The 16,633-nt window shown below is 67.2% G+C and carries 9 protein-coding genes and 1 pseudogene; 7 read left to right on the forward strand and 3 right to left on the reverse strand.

Annotated features, from left to right (window positions below):
- Positions 1–4: 4 nt before the first annotated feature.
- Positions 5–3,607 (reverse strand): laminin G domain-containing protein, encoded by a 3,603-nt coding sequence (locus tag N8I86_RS00105; protein WP_263276650.1) that lies wholly within the window; start codon positions 3,605–3,607, stop codon positions 5–7.
- A gap of 641 nt (positions 3,608–4,248) precedes the next feature.
- On the opposite strand from N8I86_RS00105, the gene N8I86_RS00110 reads away from it, so the two are divergent.
- Positions 4,249–5,056 (forward strand): IS5 family transposase gene (locus N8I86_RS00110; protein ID WP_404830766.1). Its coding sequence is split into 2 segments (ribosomal slippage): positions 4,249–4,589 and positions 4,588–5,056, totalling 810 coding nucleotides; the frame shifts between segments, so codons are not numbered across the junction.
- A 24-nt stretch (positions 5,057–5,080) separates the two neighbouring features.
- On the opposite strand, the gene N8I86_RS00115 is transcribed toward N8I86_RS00110, so the two are convergent.
- On the reverse strand, positions 5,081–5,674 hold the full coding sequence (locus N8I86_RS00115; protein ID WP_263276652.1) for a nucleotidyltransferase family protein: 594 nt from the start codon (positions 5,672–5,674) through the stop codon (positions 5,081–5,083).
- A 651-nt stretch (positions 5,675–6,325) separates the two neighbouring features.
- Between N8I86_RS00115 and N8I86_RS00120 the strand changes: the two genes are divergently transcribed.
- A complete protein-coding gene (locus N8I86_RS00120; protein ID WP_263276653.1) occupies positions 6,326–6,841 on the forward strand; it encodes a hypothetical protein in 516 nt (171 codons plus the stop codon).
- A 765-nt stretch (positions 6,842–7,606) separates the two neighbouring features.
- Positions 7,607–8,415, forward strand: a pseudogene (locus N8I86_RS00125) (IS5 family transposase).
- Positions 8,416–9,019: 604 nt separating this feature from the next.
- On the opposite strand, the gene N8I86_RS00130 reads toward N8I86_RS00125, so the two are convergent.
- Positions 9,020–12,205, reverse strand: a complete 3,186-nt coding sequence (locus tag N8I86_RS00130; RefSeq protein WP_263276654.1) for a tetratricopeptide repeat protein — start codon at positions 12,203–12,205, stop codon at positions 9,020–9,022.
- Between the two features lie 203 nt (positions 12,206–12,408).
- On the opposite strand from N8I86_RS00130, the gene N8I86_RS00135 reads away from it, so the two are divergent.
- The 4 genes from N8I86_RS00135 (at position 12,409) to N8I86_RS00150 (ending at position 16,446) form a co-directional block, all read left to right on the forward strand.
- A complete protein-coding gene (locus N8I86_RS00135) occupies positions 12,409–12,606 on the forward strand; it encodes a hypothetical protein (protein ID WP_263276655.1) in 198 nt (65 codons plus the stop codon).
- 627 nt (positions 12,607–13,233) lie between these two features.
- Entirely contained in the window at positions 13,234–13,557 is a 324-nt protein-coding gene (locus N8I86_RS00140; protein WP_263276656.1) for a thioredoxin family protein, read from the forward strand.
- Positions 13,558–14,308: 751 nt separating this feature from the next.
- On the forward strand, positions 14,309–15,478 hold the full coding sequence (locus N8I86_RS00145) for a hypothetical protein (protein WP_263276657.1): 1,170 nt from the start codon (positions 14,309–14,311) through the stop codon (positions 15,476–15,478).
- Positions 15,479–15,597: 119 nt separating this feature from the next.
- A complete protein-coding gene (locus N8I86_RS00150) occupies positions 15,598–16,446 on the forward strand; it encodes a DUF6879 family protein (RefSeq protein WP_263276658.1) in 849 nt (282 codons plus the stop codon).
- The last annotated feature ends 187 nt before the right edge of the window (positions 16,447–16,633 follow it).

Below are 16,633 nucleotides of genomic sequence, written 5' to 3' on the forward strand. Positions count from 1 at the left end.
GAGGTCAGGCGCTGTCGATGATCTGGGAGCGCACCTGGTCGGCGGTCATGGCCCCGGTCCAGACCCTCAGTCCCTGCAAGGCGCCCGGCAGGTAGTTGCCGGTGGAACCGGCGGCCGTGCCTCGTCCAAGACTCAGGTCGCCGCTGCCTTGCTGCGGCGAGGTGAAGGTGGAGGTGTCAGCTGCCTGGTCGAACGGACCGACATACAGGTGGCACTTGCCATAGCGGGTCTCCGTCTTGCTGCCGTCTGACGAGTCGGTCCACTCCCAGGACTCCTGGCCGTCGAAGACGCCGGTGAGCTGCACCCAGCTGTCGGTTTCTGCTGCGTCGCCGGCGGCGACTTCTGCCTGCTGGGTCACCTTGCCGGTGGAGTCCACGGCGGTGCGGGTGAACTTCCACTGGTAGACGTCGGCGGTACGCTTGACTACCCACAGCGCCCACGAGGACTCCGGGCCCATGCGCTGCCCGGCCACCTGAGCCTGGTAGCCGGCCGGCTTCGTCTTCAGCGTCTCTGCGTCCAGGCGGACACTGGCCGAGACCGTGAACGAGCCGGTCTCATCCACCACAGGGCCCGTAGAGGCGGCGTAGCCGGCCGTACCGTTCAGGAACAGGGCGTTGTCATCCTCGTTCAAGGTCGCCCCGCTGGTCGACAGTTTCATCGCCGGCAGCGGATAGGCCGTGGACTCGGGGACTTCGGTGCCCTTGGCCGAGCTGGCATCCCACTGCGCCACGAGCTCGTTGGCGGGGACACCGGCCTGGTTCAGCCGGGCCTCTTCGGCGACCTCCTCCGGCTGGAGTGCGCGCTGCCACGCCGCGACTTCGTCAATGAGACCGAAGTGGTACTCGCCGTAGGCGCCGGAGCTTCTGGAACGCCCGAACTGCAGGCCGCCGGTGGCCGCCCAAGGTGTGTAGGTGCCAGTCGCCTTGGACAGGTTGACCGGCTGGCCCTGGGGCTGGCCGTTGATAAACAACTGGATGGTGTCGTTGGTCGGATCGGTGTCGGGCTCGTTGTCGTCACCTTCCGTCTTGAACACCCCGGCCACGTGCGTCCACACGTTCAGCGGCGGGTTGTCGTGGTCGGCCAGCGAGCGGATGATGACGGGGCTGTTCGCGTCCTTGTCTGTGCGGTTGAACACCCACTTCTTGTAGGTCGCGGAGTAGTACAGGGCGAAGGAGCTGCCGTTCGTGCCGGGCTCGGACAGGACGACGCGATTGGCAGAGGCGTTCGACAACTGCACCCAGGCCGAAACGGTGAACGAGTCCCGCGTATTGATCGCCGGCGTCGAGGTGGCGGCGTATCCGGTCTGCTTCGCGGGGTCAGTGGTGTCATCGTTCAAGCGCAGCGAGTTGTCGGCGTCGCCGCGGCGGGCCCGGGTTGACCAGCCGGTTCCCGCGTCACCCACGAGGGTCGCGTCGTGGCGGGTGCCCTCGGTGGCCGTGTCCTTGGCCGTCATGATGCCTGAGCCGGGTGGGCTGTCGAGGTGCCAGCGGCCCACCTCGGGAGTCGCTGGCTGCACCTTGAAAACGAACTCGGTGGGAGTTCCCGGACGGTTGTGGACGTCGATGGCCCACACCGTCAGCACTTGGGTACCCGACAGTGGCGGCGTCACGTCCTTGACCTGGGCTTTCAGCGGGGTCGTGGTGACCGTCTTGGCCGAGGTGGACAGCAGCTTGTACTGGTAGGCGGTGACATCGGTATGCCCGGAGTTGTCAATGTCCGCGGTGTTCGGCTGGAAGGTGAACGAGCCGGGAACGCCGGGACCGCCCTTGCCCTCACACACCGTCGCGCACTCGGTGTACGGGGAAACGGAGGTGATGCGCGGTGCCTTGGGCGCCGAAGAGTCGATTTTGAAGTAGCACCAAGAGCTGTATGACGACCACAAGTCACCGCTCTTGCCGGCGTAGGACCAGTGAGACTGGGTCCGGGCTTTATAGCGGTACAGGCCCTTGTCGGCGCGGTCGGTGGTGCGCAGCTTTTGCAGCGTTCCGTCGGGGTGCCAGCCAGTGTCCGGCATGTGCCCGGTCCACACCTGATGCCAGGCAGCATCGTCGCCACGCTCGACGACGTACTCGGCCTGCAAGGACCCTTCCTCATCCCCCTCATGTGACTCGACCTGCGTCTCGACGCGAGCCTGAACCATCGGATCCGTACGCGTCACGACAAGCGGGCTGGAGGAAGACTTGTTGCAGTACCCCGTCTTTCCTTCACCCGGGATGATGCCGACGTCTGCGGGCACGCCCGGCTTGTGGGCGTACTCGACCTGCAGCTCGGCGCTGTCGTCAAAACGCTTCCATGCGCGCGGATCGCTCTCATCATGGGCGCGCAGCATCAACGTCAGCCTGCTGAACTTGCCGTCTGCGAAGGACCGAACGGTGCTCTTCAGGTTCTCGTTCGATTCCTTGGAGCTGTCGTTGAAGTCGATCCATCTGTCGGGTTGATCAGGACTGCACAGATCTCCGCGGCCCGCTGCCACGTTCTGATCCACCATGAGGTCGAGCTGCTTCGGACCAGGCCATCGGGTGCCCTCGGAGATGTTGTCGGTACGTACCAGGTCGACCGTGTGCGGGTCGCAGTTGAACGACCAGGTCTCCTTCGCTCGGAAGGTGGCGTCCAGGACGTACTTCCCGGCCAGCGTGGTCGGGGCGAACTCGAAGTACATGCGGTCGACGTAGCCGCCACCGCAGTAGTAGCCGTCGGCCGTGCCACATTTGCCGACGCCCTTATCCCCGTCGAACATCCAGAACTTGTCGCCGTCGGAGGAGATCTTCGTGCGCTCCGAGACACCCACGCCGAACGGCGGGTCGATGTAGACGGGGTAGACAGTGCCCTTGCCACGCAGCAGGTCCAGGTCCGGGTGCACGGCAACCGCGCCGTCATCGACCTTGACCGGCAGGACCGCCGTGGCGTCGCCGTCGCCTGGTTGTGACGGATCGTCCTGCGGCTGACTGCCCGCGGGGTTGGGGGTGTCGGTGCGCATCAGCTGAGTCTGGGGGCCTGTCTCGCTGTCGCCAGCTGAGTCCCACATCTGGCCGGCGGGCCCCTTGAAGATGGCGTTGCCGTCCTCGTCGATGGCCCGCAGGCCTCCGCCTGCTCCGGGCACGAGGGACAGACCGTCGCCAGAGGCCGTGAGTTTAACCTGCTCCAGGGCGGTGTTCTGTGCCGCCTCGGCGGTCTTGACGACGAGGACTTCCCGATAGCTTTCGGCCGTGGCTGTCAGTTGCAGATCCACGCCGTCAAACACGTTGGCATACGTGGCCGTTGAACCGTCGACCGTGGGCTTCGGCAGAGCGCCGGGCCAGCCCAGAGTGACCGACCGTCCGTCCTTGCCCAGACGGATCATGTCCGCGCCGGACCCGCCACCGGAGAACGACAGGTCCACGACCGCACCCTTGGGAGCAACTCGGCCGTCCGCGCCGCGCTCCAGCGCGGGGTCGACCTCACCCCAACCGCCGTCGTTCTCCTTCACCCGCTGAGGAGTGGTGGACTGCCGCAGTGTGAAGGAGCCGTCAGGGTTCGCTTCGGTCGTGGAGTACTCGGTACGGTCGGCCGTCACTTCCACCTTCTGGCCCGACCGGCGGGCTTGGGCAGAGGCGGTGGCCTCATTCACCGCTCCGGGCTCCGCGTCGGCAGTCGTCGACGTCCTGACGGCTGCCGCAGCCGGCAGCCCGGGCAGTCCCGACAGCAGGAGCGCGGCCGCGACGCCGCTGAGAAGGCAGGCTCTTCGGGCCCTCCGCGCCGACGTCACGTCGGCCCGCACAGGCTTCACCAGTTCCCCCCGTGTATGAATTTTGTATGGTCGTGAAGAGTAAACGGTGGGTGACAGTACGCGGTCAATCGGGTGTGAGGCTGCTCACGCCCAAATCTCTGACCAGTGCGGATACCTCAGTTTGCAGCTTCTGACGATCAATCCGGTCAACCGGACGAATGCCGCATAGTGGTGACGATGCCTCAGAGCGCAGCCCGAATCGAGTGCTCGGCGTGTGCGCGCGCTGGCTGAACCTCGCCCCTCAGGAGTCCCCGTCCACCGCCGATTCCGCGCCACTGACCGCAACTGCGCTCTCCGGCCGAAGCTCGCCTGCCTTGACGGGTGGTCACTCTTACCAGCGGGATGCCCTGTGTCGTGCCAGTGGCATGACATCAACCTCTTGGAGCGGGCCCCTTCGACCGCTCCGTTGCTTTACTGCTCGTTACAGAATGAGCTGAGCCGCGGGGCTTGTGCCCGGCGATCTTGGTCGGCAGGGTGTTTGAATGCGTGCTGATCTTGTTCCGGATGACCTGTGGGAGCGGGTGGCTCCGCTGTTGCCGCCTGCTCCCGAGCGGCGGCAGCGCTATCCCGGCCGGCTGCGTGTTCCCGACCGGGCGGCCCTCGCGGGAGTCATGTACGTGCTGCGGACCGGTGTCGCGTGGCGTGACGTCCCCTCGGAGGCGGTGGGCTGTTCCGGGGTGACGGCTTGGCGCCGACTGCGGGACTGGACCGAGGCCGGCGTCTGGCCGCGCCTGCACGCCGCCCTGCTGAGCGAGCTTCGTCGCGCCAGCCTTCTGGGCCTGGACGACTGCTCCGTGGACGGCTCGCACGTCCGAGCTCTGAAAGGGGGATCAAGTCGGGCCCTCGCCTGTCGACCGCGCGCGTCCCGGCTCGAAGCACCATCTGATCGTCGACCGGTACGGCACCCCACTCGCCGTCACGCTCACCGGCGGCAACCGCCACGACGTCACCCAGCTCCTCCCGCTGCTAGAGGCTGTCCCGCCGATCCGGGGCCTGCCGGGACGACCTCGCCACAAGCCCCGACGGGTGTATGCCGACCGCGGCTACGACTTCGACAAGTACCGCCGCCTGCTCTGGAAGCGCGGCGTCAAACCGTTGATCGCCCGACGCGGTGCCGCTCACGGCTCCGGCCTCGGCAAGGTGCGCTGGGTTGTCGAGCGCACCTTCGCCTGGCTGCACCAGTTCAAGCTCATCCGTGTCCGCTACGAACGGCGCGCTGACCTCCACGTCGGCTTGCTTCAACTCGCGTGCAGCATCATCTGTCTGCGTCGACTTCACGCATCACGTTGAAGCAGGCGTCAGAGTGGTGGGCTCTCAGGGCCAGTCGAGCACAGTCAGCTCGGGCCACTGCTGCCGCCAGCGGGCGGTCTTGGTCTCGTACACCTCGCGCGGAGCAAGCACGGGATTGGGCCGGACGACGAGATTGAACACGTCGGCAAGCCCATGCGGTGCATAGACGCGCCACTGCCCGTCCCGTTCCAGACGAACGCCCAAGCAGCAGGTAGTAGCAGCGAAGCTGTCAATGGCAGCCTCGGTGGAGGTATAGGGAGCACACGCAACGCCGAACTTTTGCTCGTACCAGAGGTGGACGCGGGCCTCGTTACGGACCTCGACCTCTGCTGGCAAGCCAGTGAAGGCATCGTCGGCGCCCTTGATCACAGCGTCCTCCGCCTCCCATGACAGATCGTGATCGTCGAAGTAGAAGACGTCGTAGTCCTTGATCCCGCTGGTGGGGTGCCTGTCCGTGGCCACGTTCCAGACGGTCTGGAACAGGCAGCCTGCCGTCAGGTACCAGCCCGGCAGCCCCAATCGAGCCGTGCGGTTCAACACCTCTACCAGCACCTCGTTACGGGACAGCACGGACCTAAGGGCAGCGAGCTGCTCGTCGAGCGGGAGGCGACCAATCACCGCTCATGCCTACCACGCGGCAGGCCAATGGCGCCTGCCTTCAGCCTTCGAGGCCTTCCTGACGGATCTCTTTCTGAAACGATCAGTTAGTACGTCTCATCCGCTAGGTTGGGGCGGGGGGTGCTTCATAGTCCGAGTTGTTCGATGCCGCGGATGCGCTGGTGGCATCCCGGTCGCCGCCTGAAGTCTGCACAGCGCCCCCGGTTGAGACGCAGCCCATGCATCGCAAGTTCGTCATCAGAACAGGGAGCCATGACCGACTCGCCCACTGAAGAACCAGACGCAGAAGCAGCGCACCCCTCGGGTCCGGTAGCGGGTGCGGAAGAGACTCAGGAGGAGGCCACGGTCAGCCCCGTTGTCGAGAAGGCTCGGGCCCTGGCGAGATCGCGTGCGGAGAAGGCGGGGTCTGCCGTCAAAGCAAGTTCTTCACGTGACTTGGCGATTGGTAGAGCGATTTCTTGGCTCTGCTTTATTCCTGGTGCCTATATCCTCCTTTCCTGGTTCATATCCGGGCTTACTTCTTCCAAAATAAGGCTCTACCACGGTGCCTCTTGGGGATGGGGGCTTGGGCTTCTCATAGTTGGCGTTTCCGCCAGAGTTGCTGTTGCTATCCGCCGAGCGAATAGGCGCGCCGCATTCGAGGCTGTCCTGATGAGCGGAGAGTTCTCAGTCCGGATGGCGGAGCTCGACTCTGCGGACGAGGGAAATGCGCCGCTGGTAGCCAATCGGGCACTGTTGGAGGAGTATCACAGACTTTCGACCAGCCAAGCGAAGTCGGCCTTTCAACTGGCGCAATGGGTGATGGGGGCATCTGCTCTCCTTGTGTCAGCAGGTGCCGTCGGTGTAGGACTGGCGTCCAAGACCGCCACAGCGGTCACTCTCGCGTCGCTGACGGCATTCGTGACGGCGCTAAGCGGCTACATCTCCTCAACGCTCCTCGCTACCTACCGAGTCTCGGTCGAGCAAGCCCGCTTTTACTTCCGCGAGCCACTCGCAGGCGGCTACCTGCTCGCGGCGGAGCATCTCGCGGGCCGGCTCGGCGATCCGGAGCGAGCCGCAGCCCTCGGGCGCGTGGTCGACGGCTTTATCCAAGCAGGGACCAACGTGCCCGGCGCGCAGCAGGATCCCGCCCCGCAGGACGCACCTCCAGGACCCCCGCCTGCCTGATCCAGTTATGCCGTCGATGCTGTGTCGCACATCACCGCCTTCTTGCACTGTAATACCTGGCCGGCGTGCCCTTCCTGATGGACTGCTACGACGCGGCCCGGGGGGCCACCCGGGCCCTCATCCACGCCGCGATGGACGCCCGCCGCCTGGGCGCCGGCCTCCATATCCCGCTGGACTGGCTCGCCGACGCCACCCCCGGCTACCTCGACGACCACGAGTACGACACTCTCGAGGGTGACTGGTTGAGCAAGGCGCTCGCCTACGTCACGACGCCCTGCAACGGCATCCCCGGCATCCTCACCCTTGTCACCACCAGCGGACCCCGCAACCAGCGCACCCACCGCCGGCCCACCGCGAGTGGCATCTCCGCCGATCTATCCGCCCCAAGGCCTCAAGGGCCGCGCTACCTGCTGGCCGAGTACCTCGAACAGCACGGCCGGCGCCACCGCGCCGAGATCATTCCTCCCATCGACTTCTGGACCGCGGCCGCCCACCACGCCCACCCAACCGACCTGAACGCACTCGGCGACGCCGCCTGGGACCGCGGCTTGTACCGCGACGCCGCCCAACTCCATAAAAAGGCCACCACTCACGGCGACCCCCACGCCGCGGTCAGCCTCGTCAGCCACCTCCACACCCTGCACCCCAACGACCACCACCCCGCCCAATGGGTCATCGCGCACGTCGCCCTCGACAACCCGGTCCCCGTCGCCTGGCTGCTTAGACGCCATTTCAGTTGGCGTGATCTTGCGGCAGTCTGGGGTGATGACTGCTGCGCTTGTCGAGCGGATGGCGCCGGAAGAGTTGTGGACGTTGTTCCAGCGGGTGGTGCCGCCTGCACCGGTTCGCCCGCAAGGTGGAGGGCACCGCCGGCGAGGGGACCGCGAGGTGCTGGCCGCGATCGTTTTCGTCGCCACGTCGGGCTGCACCTGGAATCAACTCCCGGCGGGCTTCGGTCTGTCCGGGGTGACCGCCTTCCGCCGGTTTACCGAGTGGACCGAGGTCAGGGTCTGAGCCAAGCTCCACCGCCTAGTCCTGGACGAACTCGGCGCCCGGGGCGAGCTTGACTGGTCGCGGTGCGCGATCGACTCCGTCAGCGTGCGGGCCCTCAAAGGGGGCAGCTGACCGGACCGAATCCGACCGACCGGGGCAAGACGGGATCGAAAATCCACCTCATCGTGGACCGCCAGGGCCTGCCCCTGTCGGTCGGCATCTCCGCCGCCAACCTCCACGACAGCCAGGCTCTCATCCCGCTGGTCCGCGGCATTCCGCCCATCCGTTCCCCTCGAGGCCCGCGACGGCGACGGCCTGGCAAGCTCCATGGTGACAAGGGCTACGACTACCGCTAACTGCGGCAATGGCTCGCTTCCCGTGGCATCCGGCACCGTCTCGCCCGTAAAGGCGTCGAGTCATCCCAACGCCTGGGCCGACACCGCTGGGTCGTGGAGCGGACCGTGTCCTGGCTGTCCGGCTGCCGACGCCTCCACCGCCGTTACGAGCGCAAGCCGGAACACTTCCTCGCCTTCACCGCCATCGCCGCGACCCTCATATGTCACCGCCGGCTTACCAAGTGAAATGACGTCCTAGGCCATCAGCTTTCCTTGCCGGGATCGGCGAGGAAGACGAGTCGATGCAGTCCGCCATGGACGCCCCGGAGGACGTCGTCCCAGTCGGTGGGGATGAGCCAGCCCTTTTCCATGAGGTGGGCAGTCCAGTCGAGAAGCTCGGGCCAGGTCTCAATGCGCCGGCGGAGCCGGCGCAGGTGGTGCCAGACCGCGTAGCCGTGCAGGATCCGGCGTGCGGTGGCCGGGCACGGCGCGCCACACGTTCTGGCCCTTCACTCCGAGCAGGAGGCTCCCTTGCACCCGATCCGACTGATCTTGTTCGGCTACCTGCACTGCCCACCGGCCCGGACAGCTCCCCCGTCCCGGCGGCCACCGACCGCAACATCGGTGCAACCGCCGTATGTTGGGCTGCACGTGGCACCCAGAGTGCAGCGCCCGGGCACCGGTGTCAGTGCAGAGCCCCGCACTTTCACGTTCCCCTTGCAGGCCGTCGTGTCAGTCCTCGCCCTCCCCCAGGGCGAGCACCGGGGCCAGCTCGCGCGAGCAGATCAAGGTCCCTGCGCGCTCCACGCGGGCAGTTCGTACGCGGCAGGCGAGTGTCGGTCCGCCATCGTTACCCGACACCGTGATCGCCTTCTTCTCCTGCCACCTGTTGCCAATGCGCGAGGTCGTGTCGGGCGTGAAGCGTCTCTGGGTGGTCTGGGCCGAGTACCCGTCCCTGGTCGGCGAGAAGCTGGGCCAGCGCGGCCGTGGCACCCGATGGATCCCCCGCCTCCCCTCGATACCAAGCGAGGTTGTGCCGGGTGGCGAGGGTGTCGGGGTGGTCTGGGCCGAGTACCCGTTCCTGGTCGGCGAGGAGCTGGGTGAACCCAGTGACGGCATTCGTCGGATCCCCTGCTTCTCCGCGCCAGTACGCCAGACTGCCCCGGGTGGCGAGGATGTCGAGGTGGTCTGGGCCCAGTAGCCGTTCCTGGTGGGCCAGCAGTTCGGTGAACGCAGCCACCGCACCCGCCGGATCCCCAGCTTCCCCGCGCCAGTAGGCGAGGTCTTGCCGGGTGGCGAGGGCGTGAGGGTGGTCTGGGCCCAGCACCCGCTCCCGGTCGGCCAGCAACTCGGTGAACCGGGACACCGCGCCCGCCGCATCCACGGCCTCCCCCCAATACCAGGCGAGGTCGTGCCGGGCTCTCAGGGTTTCGGGGTGGTCTGGGCCCAAGCGGCGATGGCGTGTCTTCCTAAGGTGGTGGAAGCGGACGATGGCTGCGTTGATCTCGACCGCCTCTGCCGTGGACTCCAGGGCCGCCGGCAACTGGTCGTCGTCATGAGACAGCACCCCGGCGAGCATCTCTACCGCTGGGGCTAAGTCCGATTCGGACGTGTGCGGATCCTCGTCGGTCAGTCGCTGGAGGATGGCCAGGGCCTCGCGGAGGGTGTTGACGGCGTCATCAAAGCGCCGCAGTTTGACGAGCGGAATGCTGAGGATCATCAGGAGCTCGGCCAGTTCCGGCCCGGGGTCGTCAGTGGTGGCCTCGGCCGTGCGGCGAGTGAGGGCGAGCGCCTCACCGATCGCATCCGCAGCCTCCTCATGGCGCTGCTGGGTTATCAAGGATCCCCCCAGAGCTGTGAACGCCGCCGCTGCGCGACTGGCATGGCCCGCCTTCTTGGAGAGCTCGGCAGCCTGCTGGAACGAGAGGCTCGCCTGGCGGTGCTGTTCGTCCTCCTCGAGGATCGTTGCCAGGAAGAACGAGGCCGCCGCTGCAGTGCCGGTTTCCCAGCGTCCGCCTGCTTCGAGGGCACGCGCCATGGCCTGTTGGAGAGTACTGATGGCTTCGGCCCGTCGACCAACACCGTCCAGTGCTTCAGCGAGGTTTATCAGCGCGATAGATTCCACGCTCCGACTGGTCTGGGACAGCACTGCCAGAGCCTCCTGCAAGGCATCGATAGCCTCGCCATATCTCTCGACGTCCCGCAGCTCAGCGCCGTAATTCATCAGTGCTACCGCTGCGACGTGCTGGTTGGAGCCTTGCCGCAGCAGCGGGATGGCCTGCTGGGACATCCGGAGCGACTCCTCGTGGCGCCCGGCGCGCCCCAGGGTCTGGGCGAGGGCACGCAGGGCCGAGCCCTGGCCGGGTTGGTCATCAAGGCTGCGGAAGATCTCCGCAGCCGTGCGTGCCTCAGTGATCGCTTCATCGACGGCATTCATCTCACGCAGGGCGTCGCTGAGCGCCACACCAGCGCGAGCTGCTCCGCGCCGATCGTTCAAGTCGTGCGCGGCCCGGACGGCGAGCGCGGCCATTGCACGCCACTCTTCTAGATAGCCACGCGTGGAGAGGTACGTCTCGACGGCCATGGGTAGGTCCCGGGCAATGTCGGTGTGTCCGGTGGTCTTCGCCAAGGTCGCTGCGGCGAGCAGATTGTCACGTTCTGCGTCCAGCCATGCGAGTGCCTGGGTTCGATCGGGGAAGCCGCTGGGCGTCACGTCCGCCAGGTCGAGTACGTAATCGTTGGCTTGCGTTGCCCGTTCCAGGAAGTACGTGAGAAGCCGCCTGACATCCTCCGGTCTCGTGGGCTCCTCGGCGGCACACTCATTCGCGTAGATACGCACCAGGTCGTGCAGGCGCCAGCGTCCCCAGACAGTTCCGGGTTCGATCAAATGGGCACGGCGGAGATCCTGCAACAGTTGCTCGGTGTGCAGGTGGTCGGCGGTGGCCAGGTGAGCGGCTGTTTCGGTGGACAGATCGGGGCCGGGGTTGAGGGCGACGAGTCGGAACATCCTGGCCTGGGGCTGGCTCAGGTGTTTGTAGGACAGGTCCAAGGCGGCGCGGACAGCACGGTCCTCGCGGGTGAGCTGGTCCAGTCGGTGATGGACGCCGGACAGGGACTGGCTCAGGGAAGCAAGGGGACGGCTGGGGGTGTCGGCAAGCAGGGCGGCGGCGATCTGCAGGGCAAGGGGTACATATCCGCATAGGCTGGCGATCTGCCGCGCGTTATAGGGGTCTTGGTCGCAACGGATGTCGCTCGCGCCGTGAACCTGCTGCAGCGATTTGCGGATCAGGTCGATGGCGGCCTCGGGGGCAAGCACGTTGAGCTCAACGCGTTGCCAGAGACCCAAGTTGTGGCGCGAAGTGATCAGGACCGCGGTGCTGCCATCGGAGGGTATAAGTGGCTGGACCTGCTCGACGGTCGCGGCATTGTCGAGGATCACCAAGATCCGCCGGTTCTGGCGGACGTATGTGCTCAGCACCGACCGGTACTTCGCGGCTCGGTCATCTAGGTCACCGGGTATCTGTTCGCTGCGGATGCCCAGGGTGCGCAGCAGACTGTCCAGCGCGGCATTGGGGGAAACGCGGCGGCGTGGATCGTATCCGTGCAGGTCGCGAAAGAGCACTCCACCGGGGAACCAGCCGGGTTTCATCAGCGCGCACCGGGCGGTCTGCAAAGCAAGTTCGGTCTTGCCGATGCCGGCCAGTCCTGCGACTGCCGCCACCAGCACTGGCCGCTGGCTGTGGCCCGGCCTCAGCAGCTCCAGCAGCCGCTGCTTGTCGTTTTCGCGGCCAGTAAACAGCGCCGGGTCGACGTGCGCAGGCAACTGCCCGGTGATGATCGTCCCGTCAGAACCCTCGGAGGCAGTCGCTGCGGCCGCGGTCTCCTGCAGCTCCAGCAATTCACCTTCCGGCAGCCGCAGTACGTGGGCCAGCGCCGCCACTGTCTCAGCCGACGGCACAAGCCCGCCGGGCTGGAAGGCCTTCTGCACGGTTGTACGCCCCAGCTTGGCCCTGGCGGCGAGCTGCGTCTTGGTCAACCGGGCACAGGCTAGTCCCTCACTGAGTCTCCTGCGCAGTTGAGTGAGCGCCTGGTTGTGTTCGGTGTGCTCGTCATGCACCTGCTCGCCCCCCGAGCGTGATGTGTTCGCCGGTGTTCATCTTCGTCCCAGCGAACCCTGGTGAACACCCATTACGCGACCCTCGGTCACGTCAACACGCCACCGTGTACAGGGAGCTTGCCGTGTCCGTCGTAGTCGTTCTGCTCACCACCGCACTCGTGATCGTCCTGGCGCTGCTGGCTGCCGCCGGCGCGGCCAAACTTGCCCGCTTGGACGGCGCTACCTACCCCGCTGCGCTCAAGCAGGCTGCTGTCACGCTCGCCGCGGTGCTCACTCTTGCGGCCGCCATCACCGCCGCTCTCGCCGCGGTCTGCTCCTGAACTCATGCACCAGTCGTCATCAACCTGCCCGGAGGACCTCCGTACCCAGACTGCTCACATACCGGCGACCGTGGTCGGCTCGCGAGGACGGCGCGGCGCTGTCGAGGCTCGTGAACATTCGGCCGTGCCGCAGCGGGAACTCCGGCGGCACTACACCGACACCGCGCAGGCCAAGGCATGTGCATGGGGGACGCCTTCACCCTAGTGCTGCCCGGAAAGCGCTGGCGGGGCAGCCTGCTGCAGCCACCGTCGCCTGCTCCGACGAGAAGGCGGCCGTCCGCGTCCAAGCACCGCCCCCTGTCGGGTCGCTGTCTTGCACCTGCCGTCGCCAGCGGCGACTGGCCTGCAACGGGGCTCGCGTCCTCGTCTGTCGGCGGCGCCTGACCCGCAGCGGCGGGCCGAGGCGCTGCCCGTGAAGTCGGCGGCCGGGGCGCTGACAGTAGGGCGGCGCGAGCAGCTGGAGGACATCGACCCCTCGTGGTGCCCCGCCTGGGGGGACGCGGCGGCGCCCGCCCGGACTGGCTGGATGCGGAGCCCGGGCGGGCACTGGGAGGGATGATGCGCCGGCCGTTGACGATGCCGCAGGGAAGGGTGGAGGCTCCCGCCACCGCGAGGTACGGGAGAGCCGTGATCGAGGTGACCAGCACGGAACAGTTCAACGCGCTGATCGCGTCCGGTTCGAGAGTCGTCGTGCTGTTCACAGCGACCTGGTGCGGCCCCTGCAAAGTCATCAAGCCGGAATTCGAGCGTCTTTCGACAGCGCCGGAGCACAGCGCCATCAGGTTCACGGTCGTCGACGTCGACGACCTTGAAGAGGTGTCCGCGGCAGCCGGCATCAGGGCCATGCCCACGTTCCAGACCTACTTCAAGGGAGCCAAGGTCGGCGAACTCCTCGGCGCCGACCGACAGAAGCTCCGCAGGCTGGTGGAACAGGTGGCCGAGGCCGACTGAGCAAGTTGTCTGAGCCGCGACCGCGACCGCCGGCTAGCGCCCGCACCCGCCTCGCTTACGCGGCGCGGCGGGTGCCCGCATCGTCGCGCTCCCGTGCCAGGGCTTCGGCCCTGGCCCGTACGCCCTCAGCGCGGTCGCTGCGCCGCGTTCACGGGACTGCGCCGCGATCCCGGGCGGCGCGCGCGGTCGGCGCCTCGGACCCAGAAGGCTTTTGATGCACTGCCCGGTCGAGAGGCCTAAGGGCGCGGAGGGTGTTCGTGCGGAACCAAGTCGTCACACGCCCATCCTGGCGGGTTCGATGGCCCGAGGAGCCTTCGTTGACGCTGGCGCGGTCGATCACCCCGAACCGCTGCAAGCGCGCCCGGACATCCGCCGGCCCGGCATACCACCAGCGCGGAGCCAAGAGCCTATTGACCCGTCCCAGTTGATCTTGTCGGTGGTCGAGATGTCGGAACCCGGCTCACCCGCCCGGTCAACCACTGCCCGAGACGGAGGCCGTGCCGGATGCGGCTTCGCTCCTCGTCGCTCACCACAGGGCGCATCGTTGTAGCGGGGTCGAGCTGGGGTGCTGTGTGCGGTGCGGGAGCCTTCGGTACGGCTCCCCGCTCGTAGATTCAGGACGAAAGCATGTCCATCATGACAGGTCAGCACCGTTTTTCGTAGGACGGAACGCACAGTTCGCGAGGCTTGTCCGGTCCGTTCCCTGTCTCTCAGAATCTCCTTCGTGCGTCATCCACAGACAGGGGAATTGGTGACGATCGATCACGACGCGGTGCTTAGGGCCCGCGTACTGCTGCTGGGGTCCGGACGGCCGAGTCGGGCCGAACTGGTCGGCGCGTACCGGGTTCTGGCCGAGGTGAGTCCGAGGGCGTACGTGCCGAAGCTGGTCGACGCCCTGCTCGCGCTGCGCCACGAGAGCCGGGATCCGAAGGTGGACCTCGCGCTCGCCGCGGAGGCTTCCCGAGCCGCTCGCAGGATAGAGGTCGGGGCGCCGAACCGGGCGGAGCGGTTGCGCCGGGCCTTGGACGCCTATCAGGCTTCGTTGTTCGCCCTCGGGCGCCGGGCGGAAGGACATGCAATCTGTGTGGAGCTGGCCGAGGCCGGCCGAAGCGAGCCTCTGGCGAGCGTTCTGGCCGAGGAGGGGCGCTTCAGGGAGGCCGCGGAGCTCGACGAAGAGGCCGCCCGGAACGGGATCCCGGAGCACTCCTTCTGGAACATGGTGCGGTGGTCGGCGAACCTGGAGGGCGCCGGGCTGCACGACGCCGCATCGACCGTCTTCCGCGAGCTCCTGGAGGATACCCGGCTCGAGGCGGCTGAACAGCGCACCGCTCTGGCGATACTCACCTGGGAGTTGGTTCACTTCTCCCGGATGCGGGAGGCCGTCGGGGATGAGGCGAGTGCTGCAGCCGCCCGGCGAGAGGCCCTGAGTGTCCTGGAGGAGCTCGCAACCACGGGCGAGCCGAAAAACTGGAGTTGCATCCTCGGGTGGTGGAGGACGCTCTTCGTCCTGTCGGGGCGGGCAGCCGAACCCGCCGCGAGCCCCGAGTCCCCGATGCCGCCGTTCGGCACGGAGCTCGGATGGTCGCGCGACGTGCGGGACGGTTTTCTCGGCATGCTGCCGGGCCTCGAAGCGGAGGCGGCGAGATTGCGCGAGGCCGACCGGCTGCCCGAGCTGGTCGACGTCCAACGCAGGATCGGCATACGCGCGGCCGTCCGCGAAGGCGACCGCCCCTACCTGTTCGAGGAGCGGTTCACGCCATACTTCGACGAGGGTGTGACGCTCGCCCGCCGCCTGCCCGACAACCCCGCACGCCTCGCACGCGCCCTCACCGACCGATCGATGTTCCTCCTCGCGGCACGAGCCTTCCAACCCGCGCATGCCGACTTCGCCGAAGCGGTCGCCCTTCTCCACGATCGCTGATCGCCCCGCCCGAGCCGCTGTTGCACCGCCACCTCCCGTGCAATCGTCTGCAATCCTTCGGCACGCTGCCGCAATGCGCATCATGCTGGCCCCCCCCACAGGAAGAACGGAGGGCGTCCATGGCACTCAGGTTCATCGGCACCACCAGCGACGACGGTGACTGCCCCACCCTGTACGAGATCGAGGGAACCGGCGAGATCCTCGTGCAAGGGGACCGGGAGACCGACCCCGGCCACTTGGTGCAGCTGCGCGACGTGAAGCCATCCGAGACGTTCGTGCGCGTCCCGCGCAGCCTAATCACCCGGTTCGCGCCGAGGACCGACGCCCCCGAGCTACAACCGTTCTTGTCCATCGCCCACCTGTTCCGCGAGTTCCGGCACACCGCCTGGCGGCTGGAGACGCGCCGCGGGTACGCCTCCGACCGGCGCAGCCCGAAGTGGGCATGCTGGCAGGCCGGTGAGGACATCGCCGCCGAGCCGGCCAACACATGGCGGGAGAACGTCGTAGAGCAGACCGCCGCCGGGAAACGGTTCGAGCGCGTGCGCCTGGTCGACGCCCCCGCCACAGACGGCCAGCGGTTCCTCCTCGCGAGCGCGCCCGGCAACGTGGCCGCGGGCGAGGACATCCGCAACCTGCCCCGCGCCCGCGCGGAACAGCTGCGTGTGCCCGATCACGACTTCTGGCTGTTCGACTCCCGGGTCGTCGCCCGGTTCGCGTTCGACGAGGACGACACGACGCTCGGCGTGTACGTCACCGAGGATCCCGCCGAGGTGCTCGCCGCCTGCCAGGCCCGAGACGCTGCCTGGCACCATGCTGTGCCTACAACTCGCATGTATCAACCATCTACGACGTGTGTGCACCGGATTGACGGCATATCAGGGGCGCGCGCCCGCAGAAACACAGGCCTGAGGCAACCATCCGCCAGGACGCGCCACCCCACCACCACGGATCCGTTCACCCGAAAGTGAGTAACAGACACAGGGGCCCGCTGTAAGCGGCCAGACCTGGCAGCGGCCGCGGGCACGCGGGGCATGAGCGGGCCGGGGACGGCGTGCTCACCGGTGACCGGAGGCAGGCGACCGAGACTGCGCTCTCGGTGAAGCGGCCTCCCTTGGAGTGATTCCGGGCCGCGCTCTGGGCGCGCTGGGCCACAGC

The organism is Streptomyces albidicamelliae (assembly GCF_025642175.1).
Lineage (GTDB): Bacteria > Actinomycetota > Actinomycetes > Streptomycetales > Streptomycetaceae > Streptomyces > Streptomyces albidocamelliae.